Raw genomic sequence first — 25,796 nt, 5'->3', positions numbered from 1 at the left:
ATCGTGCCTGGCCGCTGCGCGCTCATGCTGCGTCCCCTACCTGATTGCGAATCGCTACCCGGCGCCAAAACGCTTGTCGGACACGCGTGTCCGCGCCCAACGCCGTAACGCTGTCGCAGTCGACGTAGCGCGAACGTTGCCCTTGCATGGCGCCACGAACGAGCACGCAAAGATCCACCGCGACAATGCTCGCCCATTGATCGGCGGTGACTGCGGAGGCGTCGATGGCCGCGACGCCGCCCGCCAGCCAGTACCTGATCCGCAAGCGCTCAATGCCTTCGACAAGCGGTTGCGCTGACCCTGTCTTGCCGTTCCCTTCGCAGTACAGCTCCGGCTCGCCGGTCGAGCCGCTGGTTCGCGCGAAGAACCGGTTCACCACGGGCGCGCCTTGCTCCAGCAGCACGGCGCTGGCATTGGGCACAGCCTGCCCGAGACAATCGGTTATCTGCGCCGTTGCGGACGGCCATGTGGATACCGTGTCGCCGACATACCGGACGACGACGCCGTCCGAGCGACCCGGCAGTGATTCGCAAGCGGGACTCTCGTCTGCGCCGCTCGGGCGGCCACCCGAGCAACCGAATAACGCGGGCGGAGCGTTATAGCGAGTGACGTTCGCTGGAACGAAACCGGCCATCTGTACTTGCTGGCCGATCAGCGTGAGCGCGGTCAGCCCGGCGTCGCGGACTCGCTGCGCATCGGCCGCGTGCTCGAATGCGCTACGCTGCGCCGTGTAGAGCAACACCGTGCCGGCAATCACGACGAGACCCAGCGCGATGGCGATCACGAATTCGAGCAACGTGTGGCCACCCTCGACTTCAAGCCGTTTCATCATTTGACGAACGCCAAAGCGACACAACTGGAGCCTGCAGGCATGTCCGCGGTGCCGCAGGATTCCGGCTTGTCGATCACGTCATCGCTGTGCGGGGTGTCGCGCAAAGTCGTCCATGTGACAAGCGCGGCGGACGTGCCGCCGCCCATTGACAGCGTAGCCTCGCCATGCGGTAACAGCGCGGCTGCCCGTGTGCTCCATTGCCGGACTGCGGCGTCAGCTGCTGAAGGGAAGTACAGCGCTTCCGCAATGGAATCCGCGATCCATGCCGCGTGCTCCCGCATGGCCATCGCACGGGATTCACGGGCAGTCCATAACTGGCCAGCAATCAGGCCCAGCGCAGTCACCGCCATCAATGCGACGGCCAGCATCACTTCGAGGAGCGAACTACCGCTCTGCGGGCATGCGCCGAAACGCGGTGGGCCGACACGAAGGTTTCGCATCACGACGCCGCTCCACATGCGCCGTTGGTCACTCGGGCGCGGCCCCCTGCGGCGATCCTGATGCAACGCCGCCGCGCGTCACCCTGAGTTGCCCTCGATTGAATGCGTGGGGCAAGATCGAAACTCCGAAAAGCGCCGATCAGCTGCCCGGCTGGCGGTGTGAACGTGAGATTGGTCTGTGCGCCGACCACGCTGACTGCGGCAAGCGCCGGATGCGCGCGCAACAGCGACAGGACGGCGCCCCGCTCGGCCATGACGGCCCAGCCGCAGGACCAGTCGGTGAGGCTGTTGGCACATGGCTGCCCCACGGCGAGGCAGTGCCGCGCCGCATCGATCCGGCACACGGTCACGCGTGAGCCGCGACGCAGCGCTTCACTGCGCGCATAGGCGAACGTCGAGATCAGCGCCTTTGCTCGCGCGTCGACCTGATCGCGCACCTGCCACGCGACGAACGACGGCGTTGCCATGACCGCAATTACGGCCAGCAGCGCGATCACCACCAGCGTTTCAATGAGAGTAAAGCCGCGGCACGGCCGACGGCGAAGCACAAGCCACATCATCTGCATCCCTGATCATTCGAAGAACGCAGCCAATCTAGCGGCTTTTGGAAGCGCCAACCATTGGCCGAACGGCGAGGTGTTATTCAGACGCCGTCCCGCGCAACAATGCACGCGAGACCATCAGAAAAGGAAGGACAACACAGATGCGTGGATCAGTACGGCGAACATTGACAACCCTGACGGACGGGTTGAACACGGCGGACCGGTTACGACCGCACTCAGCGCTTGCGCGAAGGCTTGGGCGGAGAAGAAGCGCGGCGGAATTCCTCGATCACGTCTTCAAACTCCGAGACGTCTTCGAAGCGCCGGTATACAGAAGCGAAGCGAACGTAGGCAATGGTGTCGAGCGCGCGCAATTCGTTCATGACGAGTTCGCCGAGTCGCTCGCTGCGCACTTCGCGCTCACCGCTGCCGAGCAGTTGATATTCGATACGTGCAACCGCCGCGTCGATTGCGTCCGCCGCAACCGGGCGCTTGCGCAGCGCCAGTTGCATACTCGCGACGATCTTGCGGCGATCGAATTCCGTGCGGCTGCCGTCTTTCTTGACGACCGCCGGCAACGCCAGCTCGACCCGCTCATACGTCGTGAAACGTTTGTCGCAGGCCGGGCAGCGGCGGCGCCGGCGTATCGTCGCGCCGTCTTCGGATACGCGCGAATCGACCACTTGCGTATCGGCGTGACGGCAGAAGGGGCAGTGCATGGCGGCTTACTTGTAGACCGGGAAACGCTGGGTCAGCTCAGCGACCTGGCCGCGCACACGTTCGATCGTAGCGGCGTCTTCCGGGTTGTCCAGCACGTCGGCGATCAGGTTACCCACCTGCTCCGCCTCTTTCACGCCGAAGCCGCGCGTGGTCATGGCCGGCGAGCCCAGACGGATACCGCTCGTGACGAACGGCTTTTCCGGATCATTCGGAATGGCGTTCTTGTTGACCGTAATGTGCGCGGCGCCGAGTGCGGCTTCCGCAACCTTCCCGGTGATCTTCTTCGCGCGCAGGTCGACGAGCATCACGTGGCTTTCAGTGCGGCCCGAGACAATGCGCAGTCCGCGCTTGACCAGCGTTTCAGCCAGCACGCGCGCGTTTTCGACGACCTGCTGCTGATACGTCTTGAATTCCGGCGACAGCGCCTCTTTGAACGCAACCGCTTTGCCGGCGATCACATGCATGAGCGGACCACCCTGAATGCCCGGGAAGATTGCCGAGTTGATCTGCTTCTCGAACTCGGCTTTCATCAGGATCACGCCGCCGCGCGGGCCGCGCAGGCTTTTGTGCGTGGTGGTGGTGACGAAATCGGCGTGCGGCACAGGATTCGGATACACGCCTGCGGCAATGAGGCCGGCATAGTGAGCCATGTCCACCATGAAGTACGCGCCGACCGACCTGGCGATCTTCGACAGACGTTCGAAATCGATGCGCAGCGCGAAAGCCGAAGCTCCCGCCACGATCAGCTTCGGCTTGTGTTCCTGCGCGAGCTTTTCAGCCGCGTCGTAATCGATGTCTTCCGCTTCGTTCAGGCCGTAGCTGACGACATTGAACCACTTGCCCGACATGTTGACCGGCGAGCCGTGCGTAAGGTGCCCACCGTGCGCGAGGCTCATGCCCATGATGGTGTCGCCCGGTTTCAGCATGGCAAAGAAGACGCCCTGATTGGCCTGCGAACCGGAGTTCGGCTGCACGTTCGCGGCTTCGGCGCCGAACAGTTGCTTCACGCGGCCGATCGCCAGCTGCTCGGCGACATCGACGTATTCGCAGCCGCCGTAATAGCGCTTGCCCGGATAACCTTCGGCATACTTGTTGGTGAGCTGCGAGCCTTGCGCGGCCATGACAGCCGGGCTGGTGTAGTTTTCCGATGCGATCAGTTCGATGTGCTCTTCCTGACGGCGATTTTCCTGTTCGATGACTTTCCAGAGTTCAGGATCGACGTTGGCGATGGTGCTTTGGGCTCTGTCAAACATACGGATTCCGTTGAGAGTGTTCAGGTTGACCGGATCGTGCGCCGGATCTTGCGTAGGGGGTACGCGGCGCTGCTGGCGGCTGGGCCAGCCCTGACGTGGGGCAGAGAGAGTCGCCGCACACGCGAGGCAGGACAGCCACCGTCAGCGCAGATCAATGCGCGCGGTTGACGGCTGCCCAGGCGAACGGCAAAACGGCACCCTGCGCTTCACGGTGGGTTGCTCCACCTTGAACCCGATTGATTGAACCGGTTCTATCGCCAGTCACGCAGGGATGAGCGCGTTAGTTTATTGGAAGAGTATCGAATAGGCAACCGCTCGCCACCGCGTCGCCAGGTGGTCCGCAACTGGGCTTTGTTCCCCGGTGAGCAAGCCTTTCAAATGTCTGATAAAACGTCCGTGCGGATTCGCTTTTCAAGGCTTCGGGCGCCGACGTGCGGCCGCTTCATCCTTGCCGCCACGGCCCTTTGCAAGTAGGCTTTGGACCTCTTTCATCCACCGGGCAGGGAACAGAAATGATCGTCTTCATTACCGGAGCGTCGGCGGGATTCGGCGCGGCTATCGCTCGCGTTTTCGTCAAAGGTGGCCACCGTGTCGTGGCTACCGCGCGTCGCAAGGATCGACTGCAGGCGCTCGCCGATGAACTCGGCGACGCGCTCCTTCCCTACGAACTCGACGTGCGCGATCGCGAAGCGGTCGAAGCGGTGCCGGCGGCTTTGCCCGCTGACTTCGCCGCGATCGACGTGCTCGTCAACAATGCGGGACTCGCGCTCGGCGTCGAACCGGCACAGAAGGCAAGCCTCGACGACTGGAACACGATGATCGAGACCAACTGCATGGGCCTCGCGCAAATCACGCACGCGTTGCTGCCCGGCATGGTGGAACGCAACCGCGGACACGTGATCAACCTCGGTTCGTCGGCGGGAAGGTGGCCTTACGCAGGCGGCAATGTGTATGGTGCGACCAAAGCATTCGTGCGCCAGTTCAGCCTGAATCTGCGCACCGACCTCGCAGGCACGGCGCTGCGTGTCACGGATGTCGAACCCGGACTGTGCGGCGGCACCGAATTCTCGAACGTGCGCTTTCGCGGCGACTCGGACAAGGCGGCCAACGTCTACAAAGACGTACAACCCCTCACGCCCGAAGACATTGCCGGCTCGATCTACTGGATCGCGACGCTTCCGGCGCACGTAAACGTCAATACGATCGAACTGATGCCCGTGGCCCAGACGTTTGCCGGTCTGGCGGTGCATCGCGGCTAGAACTGCGGGTGCTTACGCGGCTGGAAGCCTGAGTGGACAGGCGGCTGGAACCGGCTACTCGAAGCCCGGATAAAAGCGCGGACTGAGGCGGACATGGAAGCGGCGAGAGCGCCGCTCACGCCCGCCACGCGCGGCGCACATGCGCAAAAAGACCGGGGCGTCGGCGTTCCGGTAAAATGCGCCGCATGAATACGTCGACCAGCCAGCCCGGTGCGGAAAACGGCTACATGTGGCCCATTCGCGTGTACTACGAAGATACCGACGCCGGTGGCATCGTTTTTTATGCGAACTACCTGAAATTTTTCGAACGGGCGCGCACGGAATGGCTGCGCGCGTGCGGCGTCGACCAGCACAGGCTCGCGGAAGAAAGCGGCGCGATTTTTATCGTGCGTAGTACCGCCGTCGACTACCGGGCGCCCGCCCGGCTTGACGACGTCATCAATGTAGTTAGCCGGATCGAGCGCGTGGGTCGCGCCTCCGTCGACTTCGCACAGGAGGCGTGGCGCAGCGGCATGCTGCTTGCTAAGGGTTCGATCCGGGTTGGGTGCGTCGACCGCATTGCATTGCGGCCGGCAGCAATCCCTCCGCCAGTGCTCGCTGCACTGCGCCGCGGACCGGGCGGCGACATGAGCGAGGCCGGCTTGTCAACGGACCATGACTGAGCCCCGTTGTTACGGGTCCAGTGAACGCGTATCGATCAGCAGCACAAAGCATGGTTCGGCTAACAGTGTCGCCGGCGCTTCCGTTTTGCCGACGGAAAGCTTCGAATGACCCTGCAGTCGGACGCCCCTTTCCGGGACGTTAATAAGAATCTTTATGAACACTACACAAGATCTGTCGATCGTTTCTCTCGTACTGAATGCGAGCCTGCTGGCACAGGCCGTGATGGCGCTACTGCTGTTGTTGTCGCTGTTGTCCTGGACCTTCATTTTCCGCAAGTGGTTTGCGATCCGCCGCGCCCGCGCGCAAACTGAGCGCTTCGAACGCGATTTCTGGTCGGGCGGCGACCTGCAGGCGCTGTATCAAAGCGCTGCGAACAACCGTCACACCATCGGCGCACTCGAACGAATTTTCGAATCTGGTATGCGCGAATTCCTCAAAGGCAAGGAGAAGCGTCTGAATGACCCGGGCGCGCTTCTCGACGGCGCGCGGCGCGCCATGCGCGCGGCGTTCCAGCGCGAAATGGACGTACTCGAAGCGAACCTGGCGTTTCTCGCGTCGGTCGGTTCGGTCAGCCCGTACATTGGTCTCTTCGGGACGGTGTGGGGGATCATGAATGCGTTCCGCGGCCTCGCCAACGTCCAACAGGCTACGCTCGCGAACGTCGCACCCGGCATTGCGGAGGCGCTGACCGCTACCGCCATCGGCCTGTTCGCGGCGATTCCGGCAGTGGTGGCGTACAACCGCTACGCGCATGACATCGACCGTCTGGCGATCCGTTTCGAGACCTTCATCGAAGAGTTCTCGAATATCCTGCAGCGCCAGGCACAGTAAGGAGTCCCCGATGCCAGGCTCCCGTTCCTCCAGCATGCGCGGCGGCCGCTCGCGTCGCGCGATGGCTGACATCAACGTCGTGCCGTACATCGACGTAATGCTCGTGCTGCTCGTGATCTTCATGGTGACCGCACCGCTCGTCGCACCGTCGATCGTCAATCTGCCGACCGTCGGCGGCGCCGCGCCGCAACAACAAACGCCGCCCGTGATCGTGAACATTCGCGCGGACGGCAACATGAGCGTCAAGTACAAGGACGATTCCGGCGCGCAGCAGCAGGAAAACATGACGAAGGCGGACCTGAACGGCTTTATCGCCGACCGTGCGCAATCGCATCCCGACCAGCCCGTCGTGATCGCCGCCGACAAAACCGTGAAGTACGAAGCTGTCATGAACGTGATGTCCGAGCTGAAAGCTCGCGGCGTCAAGCGCGTTGGATTGCTCGTCAAATCGCAATGATCCGCAAGAATTCCGACTACCCGCTTCAGCCACCGCGTGAACGCGGCACCGGGCGAGCCTTTGCGTTCGCGCTGGTGATGCACGTGCTGCTCGGGTTCTTCCTCTATCACGGGATTCAGTGGCAAAACAGCACGCCGGAAGGCGAGGAAGCCGAACTGTGGACCGAAGTGCCCGACACGGCAATTCCGCATCCGCCGCCGCCCGCGCCACAGGTTCCGGTTGCCCCTGCCCCGCCGGTTCGTGACGAGCAGGCCGACATCGCGTTGCAGGAAAAGAAGCGCCAGCAACAGGAAGCGGCGCGCGAGGCGCAGCTGCTTGAACAGCAGCGTCAACAGAAACTGCTGGCCCAGCAGGAAGCCGAAGCGAAGCGTCAGCAGCAACTCGCTGCTGAGCAGGCGGCACAGCTTGCGGCGCAGAAGGCCGCGGCGGCGAAGCAGAAACAGCAGCAACAGCAGGCTGAAAAGCAGAAGCAGCAGCAACTCGCCGAGCAGCAGAAGCAGCAGCAACTGAAGGAAGAGCAGCAGCAGGAGCAACAGAAGCAGGCTCAGGCCGAAGCGCAAAAGAAAGCTGACGCGCAGAAGGCCGCGAAAGCCAAGGCGCAAGCGGACGCTGCGGCGCAAGCGAAGAAGCTCGACACAGAGCGTCGCGCGCGTCTTGCGCAGATGATGCAGGGCTCGGCCGGCGGCACCAGTTCCAGCAGTGACGGCCTCGGCAAGAATGGTACGGGTAGCGGGTCGGGTGGCACGGCGGCGTCCGCCGGATACTCGGACAAGGTACGCCGCGCAGTGCGTCCGAACATCACGTGGGGTGGCGAAACGAGCGGCCTGGAAACTGTGGTTTCCGTGCGCTGTTCGCCAACGGGCACCCTGCTCGGTGCGACGATCTCGCGCAGCAGCGGCAACGCAGCATGGGACGACGCTGCATTGCGCGCCGTCCAGCGTACCGATCCGATGCCTCAGGACATCAACGGCAAGACACCGACCAGCTTCCTTATTACGTTGCGGCCGGCAAGTTGATCCAGCAGTTTGACAGTCCGTCGACAGCGGACGCGGTGCGCTCCCCGGAGGGGCGCGCTCGGGAACGAATGAGGGCTTTTCGGGTCTGTCTGCTGTCGTGAAGTGTTAGTAAAACCGTTTTTGGGGAATCCATACAGCATGAGTTTGATGACCAAGCTAGGCCTGCGGACACTTGTAGCGTCGTGCCTGATTGCCGTTGGCGGCGCCGCCCACGCTCAACTCAACGTCCTCGTGACGGGCGTCGGGTCCACCCAGTTTCCGATCGCCACGGCGAACTTCGCCAACGAGGCGAATTCCCCGCAACAGGTCAGCACGATCGTGCGCCAGGATCTGCAGCGCAGCGGCAAATTCACGAATATCGACGCGGGCAGCACGCCGGTTTCCGAGACCGATTCCGTCGACCTCGGCAGCTGGAAAGCCAAGGGCGCCAACGCATTCGTGTCGGGCAGCGTGAACCGTTTGCCGAACGGCCAGTACGAAGTGCGTTTCAAACTCTACGACACCGTCAAGGGCGAAAGCCTCGGCGGCCTCGTGCTGGTGAGCCCGGAAAGCGGCCTGCGCATGAGCGCGCATAAGGTCGCGGACTACATCTACGCGAAGTTGTTGGGCGGGCGCGGCGTGTTCGCTACGCGTCTGTCGTACGTGATCAAGACGGGCGGTCGTTACCAGTTGCAGATCTCCGATTCGGATGGCCAGGACGCGCACATCGCGCTCTCGAGCCCCGAGCCGATCATCTCGCCGGCATGGTCGCCAGACGGCACGAAGGTCGCGTACGTGTCGTTCGAAAAGAAGAAGCCGATCGTCTACATTCACGATCTGCCTACGGGGCGCCGCATCGTCATTTCGGACCAGAAGGGTAACAACAGCGCGCCGGCGTGGTCGCCGGATGGACGCACGCTGGCGGTCGCGCTTTCGCGCACCGGCAACACACAGATTTTCGCCGTCAATGCAGACGGCAGCGGCCTGCGCCGTCTCACGCAAGGCAGCTCGATCGATACCGAGCCGTGCTTCTCGCCTGACGGCCAGTCGATCTACTTCACCAGTGACCGTGGCGGTCAACCGCAGATCTACAAAATGTCGGCCCAAGGCGAAAGTGCCGGCGCCGCACAACGCGTCACGTTTACGGGCAGCTACAACACGAGTCCGCGCGTGAGCCCGGACGGCAAACAGCTTGCGTATATCTCGCGCGTCGGCGGCGGGTTCAAGCTGTATATCCAGGACCTGCAAGGCAACACTGCCACGGGCCTGACGGACACGACACATGACGAATCGCCGAGCTTCGCGGCGAACGGTCAGTACATTCTTTACGCCACTCAGGTGAACGGCCGTGGCGTGTTGGCCGCAGTATCGACCGATGGTCGTACCCGGCAGGTCCTGTCCGTTCAGGGCGGCAGCGTTCGCGAGCCGTCCTGGGGCCCGTTTATGCAATAACGTTGATGCAATAACACAAGGAGAGTAACCAAATGATGTCCAAGTTTCGTATCGCATTTGCAGTTTTGATGGTCGGTGCGCTGGCCGCATGTCACTCGGGCGTCAAGCTCGATGAAAACGCCAACAAGGGCGGCACAGTTTCCACGCAGCCGAACCCGAACGATGTCGCGCGAGTGAACGTCGATCCGTTGAACGATCCGAACAGCCCGCTCGCGAAGCGCAGCATTTACTTCGACTTCGACAGCTATTCGGTCAAGGACGACTATCAGTCGCTGCTGCAGCAACACGCGCAATACCTGAAGAGCCATCCGCAACGTCACGTCCTGATCCAGGGCAACACCGACGAACGCGGCACCAGCGAATACAACCTCGCACTTGGCCAGAAGCGTGCGGAAGCCGTGCGTCGTTCGCTGTCGCTGATGGGCGTGCCCGACTCGCAAATGGAAGCCGTGAGCCTCGGCAAGGAAAAGCCGCAAGCTGACGGTCATGACGAATCGTCGTGGGCACAGAACCGCCGCGCCGACCTCGTGTATCAACAGTAAGTGACTGAGTGATGAGCCGAATGACGCTTCGTTTCTCCTGGCTGCGGTTCGCCGCAGCGGCCTGCGTCGCGGGCACGGCCTTCGCGGCTGTGCCCGCGCACGCGGGCATCTTCGACGACGATCAGGCCCGCCAGGCCATTCTCGATCTGCGTTCGAAGACCGATAGCCTGTCGAGCCAGCTTTCGGCTGCGCAGCGCACGATCCTCGATCAGTCCAACCGTATCGACCAGTTGAACCAGCAGGTCGCAACGTTGCGTGGACAGAACGAGGACATGGGCAACCAGCTCTCCACGCTGCAGAAACAGCAGAAGGACTACTACACCGATCTGGACACGCGCCTGAAGAAATTCGAGCCGCAGCAACAGACGGTGGACGGCGTCCAGGGTGAGGTGCAGCCGGGTGAGACCGATTCGTTCAATGCGGCTTCTCAGCAATTCCGCAACGGCGACTTCAAGAACGCAGCGGCTTCTTTCCGCGCTTTCATCTCCAAGTATCCGAACAGCCCCTATCAGCCGACTGCGCAGTACTGGCTCGGCAACGCGCTGTATGCGCTGCGCGACTACAAGGGTTCGACGGCCACCTGGCAAGGTGTGGTGACGAAGTATCCGCAGCATCCGCGGGCGCCGGAGGCGCTGCTGGCGATTGCCAACAATCAGCTTGAACAAGGTCAGAAGGCTGCGGCCAAGAAGACGCTTGAGCAGATTGTCGCGCAATACAGTGGCTCGGACGTCGCGCAGACAGCGCAGAGCAAACTGTCGCAGATCAAGTGATTTGATCAGACAGGGTTGTCAGACGCCGGATGGCGTCGTGTAGTTGTGCAGTAGGCAACGCAGGCAGTAACGCGCAGTGTCCGACGTCATAGTCACGCGCGCCTCTCGCTGGAAGGCCCGGGTAGCGATGCCCGGGCTTTTCACTATCTGAAGTGTCGAACGTTGTGATGAGCGCAACGGGTTGACACCCGGTGGGTCGCTCGCTATAATTTTGCTTCTCTTTTGGGTCGTTAGCTCAGCTGGTAGAGCAGCGGACTTTTAATCCGTTGGTCACAGGTTCGAATCCCGTACGGCCTACCAAAGATACGAAGGGCTCAGCGCAAGCTGAGCCCTTTTTCTTTTGCCCCTTCCTTTCTGCCCATTTCATCATGGCGCTGTACCAGGCGACTGGTCGCGAGCATCAACGTCGCGCACAGCCTCCGCCTTTGACGGCGAACTCAGCACGGCCCTGGTCAAAATATCCTGAAGCAACGCCTTGCTCGCAGATCGGCTAAAACTCGGTCCGGCAGCGGAAGTGTTTGAGTCAATGGCCGACCTTGGCTTGGCCCCCGCACGTGGCCGGCCACCGCATCCACCGCCGGCAATTTATATCACAATCACATATAATTTCCGCTCACGTCGCTGCGCGGCCATGCTCCGCGCCGTCACGCCTGCTCTTTACCACCGCTTCAAGCGCCAAAAACATTGCCCTGTTCTGCTGCCCTTCGCTGGTTGACCCGCCTCCTCCCCGCCCCCGCCCCTGCCGCACTTCCATGGCGGGAGCGCATGCGCTCGTGCTTCGGCGCGCTGCTCGGCATCGCGTTCACCGGCGCCGTCACGCATGTGCTGTCAGGCCCCGGCGCCAATATCCCAATGCTGGTCGCGCCGATGGGCGCCTCGGCCGTGTTGCTGTTCGCCGTGCCGGCGAGTCCACTGGCCCAACCGTGGTCGATCATCGGCGGAAACGTTGTGTCGGCGACGCTCGGGGTCGCCTGTGCCAGCTGGATTCATGATCCGCTGCAGGCGGCGGCTGTCGCTGTCGCGGCGGCCATCTGCGCGATGTTCGCGCTGCGCTGTGTGCATCCGCCCTCGGGCGCGGTCGCGTTGACAGCCGTGCTCGGCGGACCCACCGTGCATGCGCTCGGCTACCGCTTCGTCCTGGCGCCGATTGCGCTTCAATCAGTCGCGCTGCTGGGGTCTGCAATCGTTTATCACGCGCTGACGGGCCACCGCTATCCACACACCGCGCGAACCGCAGGCAGCATCAACAGCACCAACGGCGCAAACGCCAGCCATTTCGCCCCTGATGCACGCGCAGCCTTCACGCGCGCTGATCTCGACGCGGTGCTCAGCAGTCGCACGGAATGGCTCGACGTTGCGCCAGACGACCTCGAAGCGCTCCTGCGTGCATTGCAACTCCAAACCTACGCGCGCAGTTTCGATGAACTCACCTGCGCAGACATCATGTCGCGCAACATGATCTCCGTCGGCGCAACGATGCCAGCCTCAACAGCGGCGCAGATGTTGCAGCGACATGGCGTCAAAGCGTTGCCGGTGACGGATCTCACGCAGCAAGTGATTGGCATCGTCACGCGCGCCGATCTCGGCGGCAGCGAACGACGCGGTGGATTCGTGCGCCTGTGGCACTCCATGACTCGCGGTCGTAGCCGCAGCGAGCCCACGGTCGCCACGTTGATGACAGCGCAGGTTCGCACAGTCCGAACCGACACACCGCTTGCCGAACTCGTGCCGCTGTTCGCCGAGCACGGACATCACCACATTCCTGTGCTGAACCACGAGACCGGCCAACTCGCCGGCACGGTCACGCAGGCGGATGTGATTGCGGGGTTATACCGTCGCCCGAATCACCGTGCAGAGCAGGCACAGTCGCCAGTTGCCGACAGGCGCGCCGCCTGACGATATAGAAAAGCGCTGCGTGATCCCATCCCAATACCTCATATTGTGATACGAATGAAATCGTCCAATCGCGAACTGAACAAAGCCGATTTCGAGCAACTATCCGAGTTCCGCTATCAGATGAGGCGCTTCGAACGTTTTTCGGAACAGGCCGCGCAAAGCGAAGGCATCACGCCGTTGCAGTATCTGCTGCTTCTGCATATCAAAGGGTATCCGCAGCGCGACTGGGCGACCATCGGTGAGCTTGCCGAACGTCTGCAAGCGCAGCATCACGGTGTCGTGTCGCTGGTCTCTCGTTGCGAGGCGCTCGGTCTCGTCAAGCGCAAGATCAATGAAGCCGACCGTCGCTAGGTAGAAGTGCATCTGCTGAAACCCGGAGAAAAAATGCTTGCGAAGCTGGCCGCCTCACATCGCGCGGAACTGAAGTCGCTCGAAGGCGCATTCAACGTGCCGCAGATCGATCTGTAGCCACGCGGCGTATCGGTTAGTCCGAAGCTCAATTCCGATCACATCCCGCCATCACCGCCGACACCCCTAAACGTGACTTCGCCGCTTGTCGCTCACCCCGGAACACTGCCTGAAAAATCCGATTGAACATACCGACATGTCTCGCGACTCGGCAGCATTCTCCGGAGAGACAATGTGAAAGGGCAGCGGCCGCGTCTTCCGCGCCAGACGAAACAACGCACTTCGAACGACAACGTTTATTGAGACATTAAGACGTGCAATGATCGCCGCCGCTGCGGCCGGATGTGCGCGCGATTCTCGCAATCGCGACAGTTCGGGCCGCTCCGCACTACGCTGCGCTTTCATTCTGTCGATATGACCCATTTCTTTCTCAACGTGTTTTTTAATCTCGCGCTGCTCGTCGTCGTACTGAGCGCGAGTTACCTGTTCAACCGCTTGATGCCAGGGGTGAAGCTGAATGGAGCGCACGTTTTCTTCGCGCTGATGCTGCTCGCGATGGTGCTCGACGCCACGCTCACCTTTCTCGTTTTCGCCGACGCACGGAGCCGTTACGGCCAGTTCAGTTCGACCGCCGCATTTCTGGAGCGCGCCGGCGCGTATGTAGCGGCCGCGGGCATCGCGTTGATCTCGCGCAGGGTTGCGCAGCGCCGGTCGGTTGCGCAGGCGGCCAAGCGCGACGCAGTCGTCATCCGCACGTCCCCCTATTCGGAGTCTCATCTGCCGATGTGAGGCAGCGTCCTACCCGCAGCATCGTGGCAACTGACGCCCGACGACACAGCGGCCCACTGCAACGGTGCTGAGGTCAAGTTCGCCGTCGCCGATAGCGACCAGAGACTGATGTCCGAAACGCCGCTCGCCCTGCCCACGACACATGACCTCAGACGACTCGATGCGCCTTGATGCGAGCATTGCAGCAACGAGCCCCCCGCTGCAACGCAAGCCTCGCGTGATTGAGCTTTGTCTGCGCAATCGTGCGCGAGACGAAAGCCAAAATAAAAACGGCGTCGCGAGAATCGCGACGCCGTTTCACGACCAGCGTGGTCTACGCGCTGATAACGCGCGAGCTTACGACGCCTAGCGGCTGCTCGCGTTCGTCGATGCGTTCTTGCGCATCATCTTCCACAACCCGCCAAGCACGACCGGCACGACCGCCGCGCCGATACCCACCAGCACGATGATATTCAGGTACTGACGAATAAACGGAATGTTGCCGAAGAAGTAGCCGAGCAGGACCAGCAGCAAGACCCAGAACAGCGCGCCGATAAAGTTGAACAACTGGAAGCGGCTCACCGTCATTTGCGACGCGCCCGCGACGAACGGCGCGAACGTCCGCACCACCGGAATGAAACGCGCCAGCACGATCGTCTTGCCGCCGTGCTTTTCATAGAAATTGTGCGTCTTTTGCAGCGCCGCGCGATCGAGAAAGCGTTCGAGCACGGGAATATGCGAATTGAACACGCGTGGCCCGATCGCCCTCCCGATCATGTAATTGACCGTATTGCCGGCCACGGCCGCCACTAGCAGCAACACGAGCAGCAGCGGGAGATTCATCTCGCCGGTCGCGCAAAACGCGCCGCCAATAAACAGCAATGAATCGCCCGGCAGGAAAGGCAGCACGACGAGTCCGGTCTCGCAGAACACGATCAGAAACAGCACCGCGTAGACCCAGGCGCCGTACACGTGGATGAAGTCCCCCAGAAACTTGTCGATGTGCAAGACGAGGTTGACGAAATGTAGCAACGTGTCCAAAAGCGTCCTTTATTAGCGAGTGTGAGCGTGGCGGAAATGGCCGGACAAGCCGGCCTGCGAGCGATACGGCGAGAGCAGCTTACCGCCGCAAATTGACCGCCTCATGATACAGAAAGTGCCCGCGCACAATTAAAAATCTCCAGCTGTTTAAGACCTCGCCCGGGCGACATGCGCCAAATCGCTATAATTTGCCCATGTCAGAATTCTCCGAAATGTCCACCGGCAACGCCGCCGCTGCCGCGATTCCCGCCGCTGCGCCCGTCCCGCGCGCGTTGCGGGCAATCCAGCCGCTGCCCGACCAGTTGATCAGCCAGATCGCGGCGGGCGAGGTGGTCGAGCGGCCGGCCTCGGTCGTCAAGGAACTGCTGGAAAACGCCCTCGATGCAGGCGCGCAAACGCTGCGCATCGTGCTCGACGAAGGCGGCGTCAAACGGATCTCGATCACCGACGACGGCTGCGGCATTCCGGAAAACGAACTGGCGCTGGCGCTGATGCGTCACGCGACCAGCAAGATCCGCTCGCTTGCCGAACTCGAAGCGGTCGCAACGCTCGGTTTTCGCGGCGAGGCGCTGGCGTCGATTGCGTCGGTGGCGCAGATGGTCATCACGAGCCGCACCGCCGAAGCGTCGCACGCGATGCGCGTGGACGCGCAAACCGGTGCGTTGAGCCCGGCCGCCGGTACGCAGGGCACCACGATCGAAGTGCGCGAGTTGTACTTCAACACGCCCGCGCGCCGCAAATTCCTGAAAAGCGAACAGACCGAACTCGGCCACTGCCTCGAACAGATTCGGCGCGCGGCGCTGGCTCGTCCGGACGTCGCGATTTCGGTATTGCACAACGGCAAGGCGATCGAGCACTGGAATGCCAGCGAGCCGCCGGTGCGGGTCGCCAAAATTCTTGGCGAAACTTTTGCGACCGCGCATCTGCCGCTCGACGAATCCGCCGGCCCGCTCGCCGTGTATGGCTGCGCAGGTCTGCCGACCGCGAGTCGCGGGCGTGCCGATCAGCAATACTTCTTCGTCAACGGTCGTTTCGTGCGCGACAAGCTGCTCACGCATGCCGTGCGCGCCGCGTATGAGGACGTGCTGCATGGCGAGCGGTACCCGTCGTACGTGCTGTTCCTCGATCTGCCGCCCGAAGCGGTGGATGTGAACGTGCATCCGTCGAAGATCGAAGTGCGGTTTCGCGACTCGCGCTCGATTCACCAGTTCGTGTTTCACGCCGTGCAGCGCGCGCTGGCGCGGCACGCGGGCGCGTCGCCGGAGACGACGGCGGGCGGACATGCCGCGCATCTTGCGCCGTCAGTGGGCGGACCGGCTTCGTTCGGCGCAACGCCTTTGGGCGGCGCGGGTGTGTTGTGCTCCTACGGTGCGGGAGCTGTGAATAGTCGCTTCGGCGCGCCGGCTAGCGGCGCTGCCGGTGCGGGCGGCGCCGGCACGAGTGGCTTGAGCGGCGGTGTGAGCGGCAACATCAGCGGCATGAGCGGCATAAGCGGCGGCTTCGGCTCGTCATCGCAACCGGGTAACACCTGGATGCGCCAGGCGCGCATGACGCAAGGCACGCTGCCCGTTGCGCAACCGCTGGCGTTCTATGACGCCCTCTTCGGCCGTAAAGATACCCACAGCGGCACGTCGGAAGGCGCGACGCTCTTCGAAATGCGCGACTCGGGCGACGTATCGACGGGGCCCTATCACGCGGCCGCGCCGTATGGGTCGCCCGCATTCAATGCCGCCGACGAGCAGCCGCTCGGCTTTGCACTCGGCCAGATTCACGGCATTTACGTGCTGGCGCAGAATGCGCACGGCCTCGTGATCGTCGACATGCACGCCGCGCACGAGCGCATCCTGTACGAGCAGTTCAAGAACGCGCTCGCCGATCGTGCGATCGCGGTGCAACCGCTGCTGATTCCGCAGACGATGCAAGCCGACCCGATCGAAATCGGCACCGTGGAAGAGGAGCGCGACACGCTCGACGCGCTCGGCTTCGATCTCGCCGTGCTGTCGCCGACCACGCTCGCGATCCGCGCGGTGCCCGCGCTGCTGAAGGACGCGGATCTTCCAGCACTCGCACGCGCCGTACTCACCGACCTGCATGCGTTCGGCGGCTCGCGCGTGCTGACCGAGCGTCAGCACGAACTGCTCGGCACGCTCGCGTGCCATCACGCCGTGCGCGCTAATCGTCGACTGACGCTCGACGAAATGAACGCGCTGCTGCGTCAGATGGAGGCCACGGAACGCGCCGACCAATGCAATCACGGCCGCCCCACGTGGTATCAACTGACGCTGTCCGATCTCGATCGGCTGTTCATGCGTGGGCAGTGACGTGCGCCTGGTGACGCCCGTACTAAACCTGCCGGTCTGCTCATGACTTCGAACACGTCTCGCGCGCCGGTCCGCGTTCCCTGCCTGCTCGGGCCGACCGCGTCCGGCAAGACGGCGGCCGCGCTGGCGTTGGCCGCGCGGCGCCCGGTAGAAATCATCAGTGTGGATTCAGCGCTCGTCTACCGCGAGATGGATATCGGCACCGCCAAGCCGACTGCCGCGGAACGTGCGGTGGCGCCGCATCATCTGATCGATATCGTCGATCCCACGGCGGCCTATTCCGCCGCCGAGTTTCGCGCGGATGCGCTGCGGCTCATCGGCGAGATTAGCGCGCGGGGCCGCCTGCCGTTGCTGGTCGGTGGAACCATGCTGTACTACAAGGCGCTCACGCAGGGTTTGAGCGAGCTGCCCGGCGCCGATGCCGACGTGCGGGCCGCTCTGGACGCCGACGCCGCGCGCGACGGCTGGCCAGCGCTGCACGGGCGTCTCGCGGCAGTGGACCCGGTTACCGCTGCGCGACTCGCGCCGAACGACTCACAGCGCATTCAGCGCGCGCTCGAAGTATTCATGCTGAGCGGTCAGCCGATGTCGGCGCTGCTGGCCGCGCCCGCTCGCGTAGACAGCGCCGCCGCGCGCTGGCAATTCGTGCCGATCGCGCTGGAGCCGTCGGAGCGCAGCGTGCTGCATGCGCGCATCGAAAAGCGCTTTGACGCGATGCTCGACAGCGGTTTCGTCGACGAAGTGGTGAAGTTGCGCGAGCGCGGTGATTTAATGCCCGAGATGCCGTCGATGCGTTGCGTAGGCTACCGGCAGGTCTGGGAATATCTGGACGGCGCGGTCGATTATTCGACCATGCGCGATAAAGGCGTGTTTGCGACGCGGCAGTTGTGCAAGCGCCAGCTCACCTGGCTGCGTAGCATGCCCGAACGGATCGTGGTGGATTGCTGCGATGCGCGGGCTTTGGCGGAACTGCCGAAGCTGATTGAAGAACTGCTCTGAGAGACAAATATCGCCGCGTGGCGCCCTCAGGCGCCGCGCGGCTCATCAGCCAGTTAGACGACGACAGTCTGCGCTTCGCCGGCCGCGCTTTCGCGAATCATGCCGATCTTCCAGACCTGTTCGCCGGCGGCGGACAGCAGACCGATTGCCGCGTCGGCGTCATCTGCGGACACCACCACCGCCATGCCGATACCGCAATTGAACACACGGTGCATTTCCGCGTCCGCGACGCCGCCGTGCTTCTGCAGCCATGAGAAGAGCGGCGGCAGCGGCCAGCCGCGATGATCCAGTTCAGCCGTCAGACCTTCGCGCAACACGCGCGGAATATTCTCGACCAGGCCACCGCCGGTGATGTGCGCCATGCCCTTCACGGTGATCTGCTGCATCAACGCGAGCAACGGCTTCACATAGATGTGCGTAGGCGCCATCAGCGCGTCGGCCAGCGAACGGCCGTCGAAGTCTGCGTTCAGGTCAGGCTGCGCGCGCTCGATGATCTTGCGCACCAGCGAGAAACCGTTCGAATGGATGCCGCTCGACGCGAGGCCCAGCACGACGTCGCCGGGAGCGATCGTGCTGCCGTCGATGATCTTGCTCTTTTCCACCGCGCCGACCGCGAAACCGGCGAGGTCGTACTCGCCGTCCGGATACATGCCGGGCATCTCCGCCGTCTCGCCGCCGATCAGCGCGCAACCCGACAGCTCGCAACCGTAAGCGATGCCTTTCACGACCGTCGCCGCCGTGCCGACGTCCAGCTTGCCGCACGCGAAGTAGTCGAGGAAAAACAGCGGCTCGGCACCTTGCACGAGAATGTCGTTCACACTCATGGCCACCAGATCCTGGCCGACGGTGTCATGTTTGTTCAGCTGAAATGCGAGACGCAGCTTGGTGCCCACTCCGTCGGTGCCGGACACGAGCACCGGTTCCTTGTACTTCTTCGGCACTTCGAACAGCGCGCCGAACCCGCCGATGCCACCCAGCACGCCGTCGCGCATTGTCTTCTTCGCAAACGGCTTGATCGCGTCGACAAGCGCGTCGCCCGCGTCGATGTCCACGCCGGCGTCGCGATACGACAAACCTTGGGCCGAATCAGGTGAATTCGGGGCGGATTTCGGTTGATTCATGGGGAAGAGCTCGAAGGTCGGTAAAATGCGATTTTACCCGATGCCGGCCGGCTGGCTGGAATTTGAATCATCCGGTCGACGTCACCAGGAAACAACCTTGCAACAGAACTCCACGATCCTGACACCCGTGCAACGCCGCGCCTTCATCTGGCTGGCGATCGGTCTGGGCGTCGGCATTTTGCTGTGGCTGTTGAGTCCGGTCCTGACGCCTTTTCTGCTCGGCGCGATACTCGCGTACATCCTGCAGCCCGGCGTCGCGTGGATGGTGCGCCGGCGCGTGCCGCGCGCGCTCGCCGCGTTGCTGATGATGCTGCTCTTCACGCTGCTGATGACACTGCTCGTGTTGCTCGTGCTCGCGGTGGTGCAGAAGGAAGGGCCGCAATTGCGCCAGCAGGTGCCCGTCATGTTCGCGCACGCCAGCGCGTGGCTGCAGCCGAAACTGGCCATGCTCGGTCTGGCCGATTCGCTCGATTTCGCGAGTATCCGCGATCTGGTGATGGGCCAGCTCGAAGGCAGCGCGCAAACCGTGGCGCTCTACGCGTGGGCGTACGTGCGCACGAGCGGCAACGTGATGATGACGGTAGTCGGCAATGTCGTGCTGGTGCCGCTCGTGCTCTTCTATTTGCTGTACGACTGGAACCGCATGCTCGCGCGCACGCAGATCGTGATTCCGCGCCGCTGGCTCGATAAGACGCTGCAACTCGCGCGCGACATGGACCAGATGCTGTCGCAATATTTGCGCGGGCAGTTGCTCGTCATGGGATTGCTGGCGGTGTACTACGCGATTGCGCTCAGCGTTGCGCGCTTCGAGATTGCGCTGCCGGTGGGCGTCTTCACAGGACTGGCGGTGTTCATCCCGTACATTGGTTTTGCGACCGGGCTCGTGCTCGCGCTGCTCGCGGCGCTGCTGCAATTCGGCGACTGGTACGGTTTCGGCGCGGTCGCGGTGATTTACGGCATCGGGCAGATCGTGGAAAGTTTTTATCTGACGCCGCGGCTCGTCGGCGAACGGATCGGGTTGCATCCGCTCGCGGTGATCTTCGCGTTGCTCGCGTTCGGGCAACTGTTCGGCTTTTTCGGCGTGCTGCTCGCGTTGCCGGTCAGCGCGATTCTGTCGGTGGCGATTCGCGAGTTGCGGCAAAGCTATCTGGACAGCACGCTTTATAACAATTGACGCGTCGCGGGTTGGTCGCGGTCTCGTCACTGGCCGCGCATCGACTCTGTTTGGGGCCCTTCGCACGGGCCATTTGCGGACAAGCCTCATTTTCGGCATTCACCTACTGTGCTTCGTCAACTGACGCTCGATCTCGGCACCCCGCCGCCATCGACATTCGACAATTTCTTCGCCGGCGCGAACGCCGAGCTGGTCACGCGTCTGCGTGAGCTCGACGACGCGCTGTCGGCCGGCCCGGTCGCCGATCGCACCTTCTATATCTGGGGTGAGCCCGGCAACGGCCGCACGCATCTGCTGCAGGCGCTCGTGCACGAAGCGCCGCCGGGGCACGCGCGCTACGCCGGCCCGCAAAGCAGTCTCGCCGCGTTCGGCTTCGATCCGCGCGTGTCGCTGTATGCAATCGACGACTGCGACGCGCTCTCGGCCGCCCAGCAGATCGCGGTCTTCAATCTCTTCAACGAAGTGCGTGCGCATCCCACCAGCGCGCTGGTTGCCGCCGGCAGCGAACCGCCGATCAACATGACGGTGCGCGAAGATCTGCGCACGCGCCTCGGCTGGGGTCTCGTGTTTCATCTCGCGCCGCTGCCCGACGAAGGCAAGGCGGCCGTGCTGAAGCACGCGGCGCGCGAGCGCGGCATCATGCTCGCCGACGACGTGCCCGCCTACCTGCTCACGCACTTTCGCCGCGACATGCCGAGCCTGATGGCGCTGCTCGACGCGCTCGACCGGTTCTCGCTCGAACAGAAACGCGCGGTCACGCTGCCGCTTCTGCGCGACATGCTGGCCGTGCCCGGCACCGACGAGCGGCGCGGCGCGCCGGGCTCAACCGCTTCATCCGCTGCTTCAAGTAAAATAGGCCCCCATGGCTAACCTCGCACTCTTCGACCTCGACCACACGCTCATTCCCACCGACAGCGACCACGAATGGGGTCGCTTTATGGTGAAACAAGGGATGGTCGACGCCGAAAATTTCGCCCGTGAAAACGACCGTTTCTTCGCCGACTACAAAGCCGGCAAGCTGGACATTCACGCCTATCTGATCGCCATGCTCACGCCGCTCGCGAAGTACACGCGCGCCGAGCTTGCCGACCTGCATGCGCAATACATGCGCGAAGTGATCACACCCACGATCGCACCCGCGGCGCTCGAACTCGTGAAGCAGCACCTCGACGCCGGCGATCTGTGCTGCGTGGTGACGGCTACGAACGAATTCATCACGCGCCCGATCGCTCAGGCGTTCGGCGTCGAAACGCTGATTGCGTGCGAAGTGGAGACCGTCGACGGTCAGCCGCATTCGGCCTACACCGGCCGCCCTACTGGTACGCCGAGCTACAAGGAAGGCAAGATCGTGCGCACCGAGGCGTGGCTTGCGTCACTCGGCAAGTCTTTGAGCGACTTCGAGCACAGCTATTTCTATAGCGATTCGCACAACGATATCCCGCTGCTCGAGAAGGTCACCGATCCGATCGCGACCAATCCCGACGACACACTGCGCGCCCATGCGCACGCCAAAGGCTGGCGCATCCTCGAACTCTTTCAACCCTCGTGATCAAAAAATTTATCCGCAAGCTATTCGGCCAGGACTCGGCGCCCGCTGACGAGACGCCGCCCGGCGACGACGCCGACACCACCGCCGAAGCCGCCGGCAACGTATCGGCGCGCAACCCGTCCGGTACGACGGACGCATCCGGCACGACGAAGGCGCGCCGCAAACCAGCGCGCGCTGCCGCGCCCAAGGTCGTGCGCGATCCCGACGTCCCCATCATCATTCCGCATGACGTACACGGTATCGATCCCGCGCTGATCTCGCGCAACGCGATTCGCGTGACCGAGGGGCTGCAGCAGGCCGGACATCGCGCGTTCATCGTCGGCGGCGCGGTGCGTGATCTGCTGCTCGGCATCAAGCCGAAAGATTTCGACGTGGCGACCGACGCCACGCCCGAGCAGGTGCAGAAGCTGTTCCGGCGCGCGCGCATTATCGGCCGGCGGTTTCAGATCGTGCACGTGCAGTTTGGCCAGGAAATCATCGAGACGTCCACGTTCCGTGCACTGGTCGATCCTCCCGCGGCTGATGCGCCGCCCGCACGCCGCCTGAAACGCGACGAACTCGACCGGCGCACGCATGCGGTCGACGCAAGCGGCCGCGTGCTGCGCGATAACGTGTGGGGCGAGCAGCACGAAGACGCCACGCGTCGCGACTTCACGATCAACGCGATGTACTACGATCCGGCCACGCAAACGGTGCTGGATTATCACAACGGCATGGCCGACATGCGTGCGCGCCTGCTGCGCATGATCGGCGACCCGGCCACGCGTTATCGCGAAGATCCGGTGCGCATGCTGCGCGTGGTGCGCTTCGCCGCGAAGCTCGATTTCGAGATCGAGGACACCACGCGCGAGCCGATCTCGAAAATGGCCGACCTGATCAACAACGTGCCGGCCGCACGTCTGTTCGACGAGATGCTCAAGCTGATGCTGTCAGGCTATGCGCTCGCATGCCTCAAGCGACTGCGTCAGGAGGGTCTGCATCATGGCCTGCTGCCGCTGCTCGACGTGGTGCTCGAACAACCGATCGGCGAAAAATTCATTACGCTTGCGTTGAACAACACCGACGCACGCGTGCGCGCCGGCAAGCCGGTATCGCCCGGTTTCCTGTTCGCCACGCTGCTGTGGCACGACGTGCAGCAGCGCTGGCAACAATTCGAAGCAAATGGCGAGTATCCGGTGCCCGCATTGCATCGCGCGATGGACGAAGTGCTCGACATGCAAACCGAGAAGCTCGCCATTCACAAGCGTTTCTCGTCAGACATGCGTGAGATCTGGGGGCTGCAGTTGCGTCTCGAGAAACGTTCGGGAAGAAGCGCGCTGAAGCTGCTGGAACACCAAAGGTTTAGAGCGGGGTATGATTTCCTCCTGTTGCGCTGCGAATCCGGCGAACTCGATGAGTCCGTCGGCGCGTGGTGGACGGAGTTCATTGAAGGAGACATTGCCGCGCGTGAAGCGTTGCTCACGCAAGGCGGGAAAGACCGGAGCCCCAGAAAACGACGGCGGCGCAGCAGTGGCGCCAGAAACCGCAAGCCGGGGGACGGAATGGAGGGCGGCACGCCAGCCGAACGCACGGTCGACGACGCAAGCCAGAACGGCTCGCACGAAGATTGACGTGGCGTTCGCTGAGGCCGTCGAACGATAGTCGTAGGAAGTTATGCCATGACGGTTGCTTATCTCGGCCTCGGCGCGAATCTCGGGGACGCGCGCCAGACCCTGAAAGACGCAGTGGTGTGCCTCGCACAGCAGCACACCATCAACGTGCTCGCCAAGTCGAGCCTGTATCGCACTGCCCCGATCGACGCGGGCGGTGACGATTACTTCAACTGCGTCGTCAAGGTAGACACGACGCTCCCCGTGCGGCATCTGCTCGCGCTATGCCACAAGATCGAACATCAGTTTGGCCGCGAGCGGCCGTTTCGCAATGCACCGCGCACGCTCGACCTGGACATTCTGCTGTTCGGCGATCAATCCATCGACGAACCCGATCTGATCGTCCCGCATCCGCGCCTGGTGGAACGCGCATTCGCACTCGTGCCGCTCGTCGAGATCGACCCGGCACTGATCATTCCGCAACATGGCCACGCCCAGGCGCTGCTTGGCGGCGTACAGGATCAACGTATCGAGAAGGTCAAGTCGCCGTGTCAGTGCCCTATGCTGAACACATTGGCCGACGGTAACGCTGCGGGCAGCAAGGGCCGCTGCGAATGAATTCACCGCCGCTTACCGTCACGGCGCCGCAACTGCGGCCTCCGTTCGGCTATCTCGCGATCGAGGGGCCGATCGGCGTCGGCAAGACATCTCTCGCGCGGCGTCTCGCGCAGCGCTGGTCGATGCAGGAACTGTTCGAGCGGCCGCAAGACAATCCGTTTCTCGAACGTTTTTATCGCGACACCGCGCGCTATGCGCTGCCCGCGCAACTTTCGTTCGCGCTGCAACGCGCGCAGCAGGCTCAGGAAGTGGCCGCCGCGCACGTTGCCCGCACGCCGCTGATCGCCGATTTCATGACGCAGAAGAACGACATCTTCGCGCGCCTGACGCTGCAGGAAGACGAGTGGCAGCTGTATCGCGCGCTCGCCGCGCACCTCGAAGTGAGCGCGCCCGCGCCGGACTTCGTGGTGTACCTGCAGGCGAGTCCGGAAGTGCTGTTCGCGCGCATCCAGAAACGCGCATTGCCGATGGAACTGCAGATTTCCGACGCTTATCTGCACGCGTTATGCGACGCGTACAACGAATTCTTCTATCACTACGACCGCACTCCTGTGCTGACGGTGAACGCCGAACATCTGAATCCGCTCGACTCCGACGCGGACCTTGCATTGCTCGCCGAGCGCATTGAAACCATGCGCGGCCGCAAGGAATTCTTCGTCAAGGGCACGTCGCTCTGAGCGGCGGCGCTTCTTCTTATTTCCAACGGATTGACCATGACTTATTTGCAGGAAGCGAGCCGGAGCGCCGTCACCGTGCCGAAACTGCAGGCGATGCGCGATGCCGGTGAAAAAATCGCCATGCTCACCTGCTACGACGCGAGTTTTGCGGCGCTACTCGACCGCTCGGGTGTCGACGTGCTGTTGATTGGCGACTCGCTCGGCAATGTGCTTCAAGGGCAGACGACAACGCTGCCGGTCACCCTCGCCGACATTGCCTACCACACGGCAAGTGTCGCGCGCGCCCGGCCTTCGGCGCTCGTCGTCGCGGACTTGCCGTTCGGCACGTATGGCACGCCGGAAGATGCGTTTCGCAGTTCGGTGGAGCTGATGCGCGCGGGCGCGCAGATGGTAAAGCTCGAAGGCGGCGAATGGCTTGCGGACACGGTGCGCTTTCTCGTCGAGCGGGCCATTCCGGTGTGCGCGCATATTGGCCTGACGCCGCAATCCGTGCATGCGTTCGGCGGCTTCAAGGTGCAGGGCAAGACGGAGGCGGGCGCCAGTCAGGTGCTGCGCGATTCGCTCGCCGTGCAGAACGCCGGCGCGCAAATGGTCGTGATGGAAGCGATTCCAACGCTGCTCGCAAGCGAAGTCACGAGACAGCTGCGAGTTCCGACAATCGGTATCGGCGCAGGCCTGGATTGCTCGGGGCAGGTGCTGGTGCTGCACGACATGCTGGGCATTTTCCCCGGCAAGCGACCGCGCTTCGTGAAGGATTTCATGGCCGGTCAGCCGAGTATTCAGGCGGCGGTGGAAACATACGTGCGCGCAGTGAAAGACGGCTCGTTCCCCGGTCCCGAACATACGTTCTGATCCTATCAGCGGGGGCCAGGTGCTTCC

At 63.0% G+C, this 25,796-nt stretch carries 26 protein-coding genes, 1 tRNA gene, 1 pseudogene and 1 riboswitch; of the genes and pseudogenes, 21 read left to right on the top strand and 7 right to left on the bottom strand.

Features of this window, described 5'->3' with window-relative positions; genetic code table 11:
* Positions 1 to 22 precede the first annotated feature (22 nt).
* The 5 genes from AAGS40_RS02535 to glyA form a co-directional block, all read right to left on the bottom strand.
* Positions 23 to 832, bottom strand: coding sequence for a PilW family protein (locus AAGS40_RS02535; protein WP_345812977.1), 810 nt, complete (start codon positions 830 to 832; stop codon positions 23 to 25).
* Complete coding sequence (locus tag AAGS40_RS02530) at positions 829 to 1,272, bottom strand: hypothetical protein (protein WP_345814214.1); 444 nt, start codon at positions 1,270 to 1,272, stop codon at positions 829 to 831. The genes AAGS40_RS02535 and AAGS40_RS02530 overlap by 4 nt, the downstream gene beginning before the upstream one ends.
* The gene (locus tag AAGS40_RS02525; RefSeq protein WP_345812975.1) at positions 1,272 to 1,838 is read right to left on the bottom strand and encodes a GspH/FimT family pseudopilin; all 567 of its coding nucleotides are present in this window, start codon (positions 1,836 to 1,838) and stop codon (positions 1,272 to 1,274) included. The genes AAGS40_RS02530 and AAGS40_RS02525 overlap by 1 nt, the downstream gene beginning before the upstream one ends.
* A gap of 212 nt (positions 1,839 to 2,050) precedes the next feature.
* Positions 2,051 to 2,533 (bottom strand): transcriptional regulator NrdR, encoded by a 483-nt coding sequence (gene nrdR / locus AAGS40_RS02520; protein ID WP_006047856.1) that lies wholly within the window; start codon positions 2,531 to 2,533, stop codon positions 2,051 to 2,053.
* A 6-nt stretch (positions 2,534 to 2,539) separates the two neighbouring features.
* Complete coding sequence (gene glyA / locus AAGS40_RS02515) at positions 2,540 to 3,787, bottom strand: serine hydroxymethyltransferase (RefSeq protein ID WP_345812964.1); 1,248 nt, start codon at positions 3,785 to 3,787, stop codon at positions 2,540 to 2,542.
* 166 nt (positions 3,788 to 3,953) lie between these two features.
* Positions 3,954 to 4,062, bottom strand: a riboswitch (ZMP/ZTP riboswitch).
* A 237-nt stretch (positions 4,063 to 4,299) separates the two neighbouring features.
* On the opposite strand from glyA, the gene ydfG reads away from it, so the two are divergent.
* From ydfG to AAGS40_RS02455, 12 genes and pseudogenes are all read left to right on the top strand, one after another.
* Positions 4,300 to 5,046: a bifunctional NADP-dependent 3-hydroxy acid dehydrogenase/3-hydroxypropionate dehydrogenase YdfG gene (gene ydfG / locus AAGS40_RS02510; RefSeq protein ID WP_345812963.1), complete on the top strand. Its 747-nt coding sequence runs from the start codon at positions 4,300 to 4,302 to the stop codon at positions 5,044 to 5,046.
* Positions 5,047 to 5,222: 176 nt separating this feature from the next.
* Complete coding sequence (ybgC, locus tag AAGS40_RS02505) at positions 5,223 to 5,708, top strand: tol-pal system-associated acyl-CoA thioesterase (protein WP_345812962.1); 486 nt, start codon at positions 5,223 to 5,225, stop codon at positions 5,706 to 5,708.
* 154 nt (positions 5,709 to 5,862) lie between these two features.
* Entirely contained in the window at positions 5,863 to 6,540 is a 678-nt protein-coding gene (gene tolQ / locus AAGS40_RS02500; RefSeq protein WP_345812961.1) for a protein TolQ, read from the top strand.
* Positions 6,541 to 6,550: 10 nt separating this feature from the next.
* Positions 6,551 to 6,997 carry a protein TolR gene (gene tolR / locus AAGS40_RS02495; protein WP_345812960.1) on the top strand — a complete coding sequence of 149 codons (447 nt, stop codon included), beginning with the start codon at positions 6,551 to 6,553 and terminating at the stop codon, positions 6,995 to 6,997.
* The gene (gene tolA, locus AAGS40_RS02490) at positions 6,994 to 8,013 is read left to right on the top strand and encodes a cell envelope integrity protein TolA (RefSeq protein ID WP_345812959.1); all 1,020 of its coding nucleotides are present in this window, start codon (positions 6,994 to 6,996) and stop codon (positions 8,011 to 8,013) included. Before tolR ends, tolA begins: the two co-directional genes overlap by 4 nt.
* Before the next feature lie 138 nt (positions 8,014 to 8,151).
* Positions 8,152 to 9,444 carry a Tol-Pal system beta propeller repeat protein TolB gene (tolB, locus tag AAGS40_RS02485; protein ID WP_345812958.1) on the top strand — a complete coding sequence of 431 codons (1,293 nt, stop codon included), beginning with the start codon at positions 8,152 to 8,154 and terminating at the stop codon, positions 9,442 to 9,444.
* Between the two features lie 32 nt (positions 9,445 to 9,476).
* On the top strand, positions 9,477 to 9,986 hold the full coding sequence (gene pal, locus AAGS40_RS02480) for a peptidoglycan-associated lipoprotein Pal (protein ID WP_345812957.1): 510 nt from the start codon (positions 9,477 to 9,479) through the stop codon (positions 9,984 to 9,986).
* A 20-nt stretch (positions 9,987 to 10,006) separates the two neighbouring features.
* Positions 10,007 to 10,756, top strand: a complete 750-nt coding sequence (gene ybgF, locus AAGS40_RS02475) for a tol-pal system protein YbgF (RefSeq protein WP_345812956.1) — start codon at positions 10,007 to 10,009, stop codon at positions 10,754 to 10,756.
* Positions 10,757 to 10,980: 224 nt separating this feature from the next.
* Positions 10,981 to 11,056 (top strand) — tRNA-Lys (locus AAGS40_RS02470).
* Between the two features lie 384 nt (positions 11,057 to 11,440).
* Complete coding sequence (locus AAGS40_RS02465; RefSeq protein WP_345812955.1) at positions 11,441 to 12,652, top strand: HPP family protein; 1,212 nt, start codon at positions 11,441 to 11,443, stop codon at positions 12,650 to 12,652.
* A 54-nt stretch (positions 12,653 to 12,706) separates the two neighbouring features.
* Positions 12,707 to 13,120 (top strand): annotated as a pseudogene (locus tag AAGS40_RS02460) (helix-turn-helix domain-containing protein).
* Between the two features lie 354 nt (positions 13,121 to 13,474).
* Entirely contained in the window at positions 13,475 to 13,849 is a 375-nt protein-coding gene (locus tag AAGS40_RS02455; protein ID WP_345812954.1) for a hypothetical protein, read from the top strand.
* A gap of 345 nt (positions 13,850 to 14,194) precedes the next feature.
* On the opposite strand, the gene AAGS40_RS02450 is transcribed toward AAGS40_RS02455, so the two are convergent.
* Positions 14,195 to 14,869: a DedA family protein gene (locus AAGS40_RS02450; protein WP_345812952.1), complete on the bottom strand. Its 675-nt coding sequence runs from the start codon at positions 14,867 to 14,869 to the stop codon at positions 14,195 to 14,197.
* A 194-nt stretch (positions 14,870 to 15,063) separates the two neighbouring features.
* Between AAGS40_RS02450 and mutL the strand changes: the two genes are divergently transcribed.
* Both mutL and miaA read left to right on the top strand, forming a co-directional pair.
* Entirely contained in the window at positions 15,064 to 17,190 is a 2,127-nt protein-coding gene (gene mutL / locus AAGS40_RS02445) for a DNA mismatch repair endonuclease MutL (protein ID WP_345812951.1), read from the top strand.
* A gap of 42 nt (positions 17,191 to 17,232) precedes the next feature.
* Positions 17,233 to 18,189: a tRNA (adenosine(37)-N6)-dimethylallyltransferase MiaA gene (gene miaA / locus AAGS40_RS02440; protein ID WP_345812950.1), complete on the top strand. Its 957-nt coding sequence runs from the start codon at positions 17,233 to 17,235 to the stop codon at positions 18,187 to 18,189.
* Between the two features lie 53 nt (positions 18,190 to 18,242).
* Here the strand turns inward: miaA and purM are convergent, their stop codons facing one another.
* Positions 18,243 to 19,310 (bottom strand): phosphoribosylformylglycinamidine cyclo-ligase, encoded by a 1,068-nt coding sequence (gene purM, locus AAGS40_RS02435; RefSeq protein ID WP_345812949.1) that lies wholly within the window; start codon positions 19,308 to 19,310, stop codon positions 18,243 to 18,245.
* A 97-nt stretch (positions 19,311 to 19,407) separates the two neighbouring features.
* On the opposite strand from purM, the gene AAGS40_RS02430 reads away from it, so the two are divergent.
* The 7 genes from AAGS40_RS02430 to panB all read left to right on the top strand — a co-directional run bounded on the left by AAGS40_RS02430 (position 19,408) and on the right by panB (position 25,769).
* Positions 19,408 to 20,484, top strand: coding sequence for an AI-2E family transporter (locus AAGS40_RS02430; RefSeq protein WP_345812948.1), 1,077 nt, complete (start codon positions 19,408 to 19,410; stop codon positions 20,482 to 20,484).
* A 108-nt stretch (positions 20,485 to 20,592) separates the two neighbouring features.
* Positions 20,593 to 21,354, top strand: coding sequence for a DnaA regulatory inactivator Hda (gene hda / locus AAGS40_RS02425; RefSeq protein WP_345812947.1), 762 nt, complete (start codon positions 20,593 to 20,595; stop codon positions 21,352 to 21,354).
* Entirely contained in the window at positions 21,347 to 22,033 is a 687-nt protein-coding gene (locus AAGS40_RS02420) for an HAD family hydrolase (RefSeq protein WP_345812946.1), read from the top strand. The genes hda and AAGS40_RS02420 overlap by 8 nt, the downstream gene beginning before the upstream one ends.
* Positions 22,030 to 23,643 (top strand): polynucleotide adenylyltransferase PcnB, encoded by a 1,614-nt coding sequence (gene pcnB, locus AAGS40_RS02415; protein WP_345812945.1) that lies wholly within the window; start codon positions 22,030 to 22,032, stop codon positions 23,641 to 23,643. The genes AAGS40_RS02420 and pcnB overlap by 4 nt, the downstream gene beginning before the upstream one ends.
* Positions 23,644 to 23,691: 48 nt before the next feature.
* A complete protein-coding gene (folK, locus tag AAGS40_RS02410) occupies positions 23,692 to 24,240 on the top strand; it encodes a 2-amino-4-hydroxy-6-hydroxymethyldihydropteridine diphosphokinase (protein WP_345812944.1) in 549 nt (182 codons plus the stop codon).
* On the top strand, positions 24,237 to 24,917 hold the full coding sequence (locus tag AAGS40_RS02405) for a deoxynucleoside kinase (protein WP_345812943.1): 681 nt from the start codon (positions 24,237 to 24,239) through the stop codon (positions 24,915 to 24,917). Before folK ends, AAGS40_RS02405 begins: the two co-directional genes overlap by 4 nt.
* A 36-nt stretch (positions 24,918 to 24,953) precedes the next feature.
* Positions 24,954 to 25,769 (top strand): 3-methyl-2-oxobutanoate hydroxymethyltransferase, encoded by an 816-nt coding sequence (gene panB / locus AAGS40_RS02400; RefSeq protein ID WP_345812942.1) that lies wholly within the window; start codon positions 24,954 to 24,956, stop codon positions 25,767 to 25,769.
* The last annotated feature ends 27 nt before the right edge of the window (positions 25,770 to 25,796 follow it).

Source organism: Paraburkholderia sp. PREW-6R, from assembly GCF_039621805.1.
GTDB lineage: Bacteria > Pseudomonadota > Gammaproteobacteria > Burkholderiales > Burkholderiaceae > Paraburkholderia.
The sequence above is the reverse complement of the archived record's forward strand: the minus strand, read 5'-3'. Positions and strand labels throughout refer to the sequence as shown.

What these genes read in the sequence shown, in the direction of transcription:
- AAGS40_RS02535 (WP_345812977.1), bottom strand. Translation starts at nt 832, where the DNA reads ATGATGAAACGGCTTGAAGTCGAGGGTGGCCACACGTTGCTCGAATTC.
- AAGS40_RS02530 (WP_345814214.1), bottom strand. Translation starts at nt 1,272, where the DNA reads ATGCGAAACCTTCGTGTCGGCCCACCGCGTTTCGGCGCATGCCCGCAG.
- AAGS40_RS02525 (WP_345812975.1), bottom strand. Translation starts at nt 1,838, where the DNA reads ATGCAGATGATGTGGCTTGTGCTTCGCCGTCGGCCGTGCCGCGGCTTT.
- nrdR (WP_006047856.1), bottom strand. Translation starts at nt 2,533, where the DNA reads ATGCACTGCCCCTTCTGCCGTCACGCCGATACGCAAGTGGTCGATTCG.
- glyA (WP_345812964.1), bottom strand. Translation starts at nt 3,787, where the DNA reads ATGTTTGACAGAGCCCAAAGCACCATCGCCAACGTCGATCCTGAACTC.
- ydfG (WP_345812963.1), top strand. Translation starts at nt 4,300, where the DNA reads ATGATCGTCTTCATTACCGGAGCGTCGGCGGGATTCGGCGCGGCTATC.
- ybgC (WP_345812962.1), top strand. Translation starts at nt 5,223, where the DNA reads ATGCGCCGCATGAATACGTCGACCAGCCAGCCCGGTGCGGAAAACGGC.
- tolQ (WP_345812961.1), top strand. Translation starts at nt 5,863, where the DNA reads ATGAACACTACACAAGATCTGTCGATCGTTTCTCTCGTACTGAATGCG.
- tolR (WP_345812960.1), top strand. Translation starts at nt 6,551, where the DNA reads ATGCCAGGCTCCCGTTCCTCCAGCATGCGCGGCGGCCGCTCGCGTCGC.
- tolA (WP_345812959.1), top strand. Translation starts at nt 6,994, where the DNA reads ATGATCCGCAAGAATTCCGACTACCCGCTTCAGCCACCGCGTGAACGC.
- tolB (WP_345812958.1), top strand. Translation starts at nt 8,152, where the DNA reads ATGAGTTTGATGACCAAGCTAGGCCTGCGGACACTTGTAGCGTCGTGC.
- pal (WP_345812957.1), top strand. Translation starts at nt 9,477, where the DNA reads ATGATGTCCAAGTTTCGTATCGCATTTGCAGTTTTGATGGTCGGTGCG.
- ybgF (WP_345812956.1), top strand. Translation starts at nt 10,007, where the DNA reads ATGACGCTTCGTTTCTCCTGGCTGCGGTTCGCCGCAGCGGCCTGCGTC.
- AAGS40_RS02455 (WP_345812954.1), top strand. Translation starts at nt 13,475, where the DNA reads ATGACCCATTTCTTTCTCAACGTGTTTTTTAATCTCGCGCTGCTCGTC.
- mutL (WP_345812951.1), top strand. Translation starts at nt 15,064, where the DNA reads ATGTCAGAATTCTCCGAAATGTCCACCGGCAACGCCGCCGCTGCCGCG.
- miaA (WP_345812950.1), top strand. Translation starts at nt 17,233, where the DNA reads ATGACTTCGAACACGTCTCGCGCGCCGGTCCGCGTTCCCTGCCTGCTC.
- purM (WP_345812949.1), bottom strand. Translation starts at nt 19,310, where the DNA reads ATGAATCAACCGAAATCCGCCCCGAATTCACCTGATTCGGCCCAAGGT.
- AAGS40_RS02420 (WP_345812946.1), top strand. Translation starts at nt 21,347, where the DNA reads ATGGCTAACCTCGCACTCTTCGACCTCGACCACACGCTCATTCCCACC.
- folK (WP_345812944.1), top strand. Translation starts at nt 23,692, where the DNA reads ATGACGGTTGCTTATCTCGGCCTCGGCGCGAATCTCGGGGACGCGCGC.
- AAGS40_RS02405 (WP_345812943.1), top strand. Translation starts at nt 24,237, where the DNA reads ATGAATTCACCGCCGCTTACCGTCACGGCGCCGCAACTGCGGCCTCCG.
- panB (WP_345812942.1), top strand. Translation starts at nt 24,954, where the DNA reads ATGACTTATTTGCAGGAAGCGAGCCGGAGCGCCGTCACCGTGCCGAAA.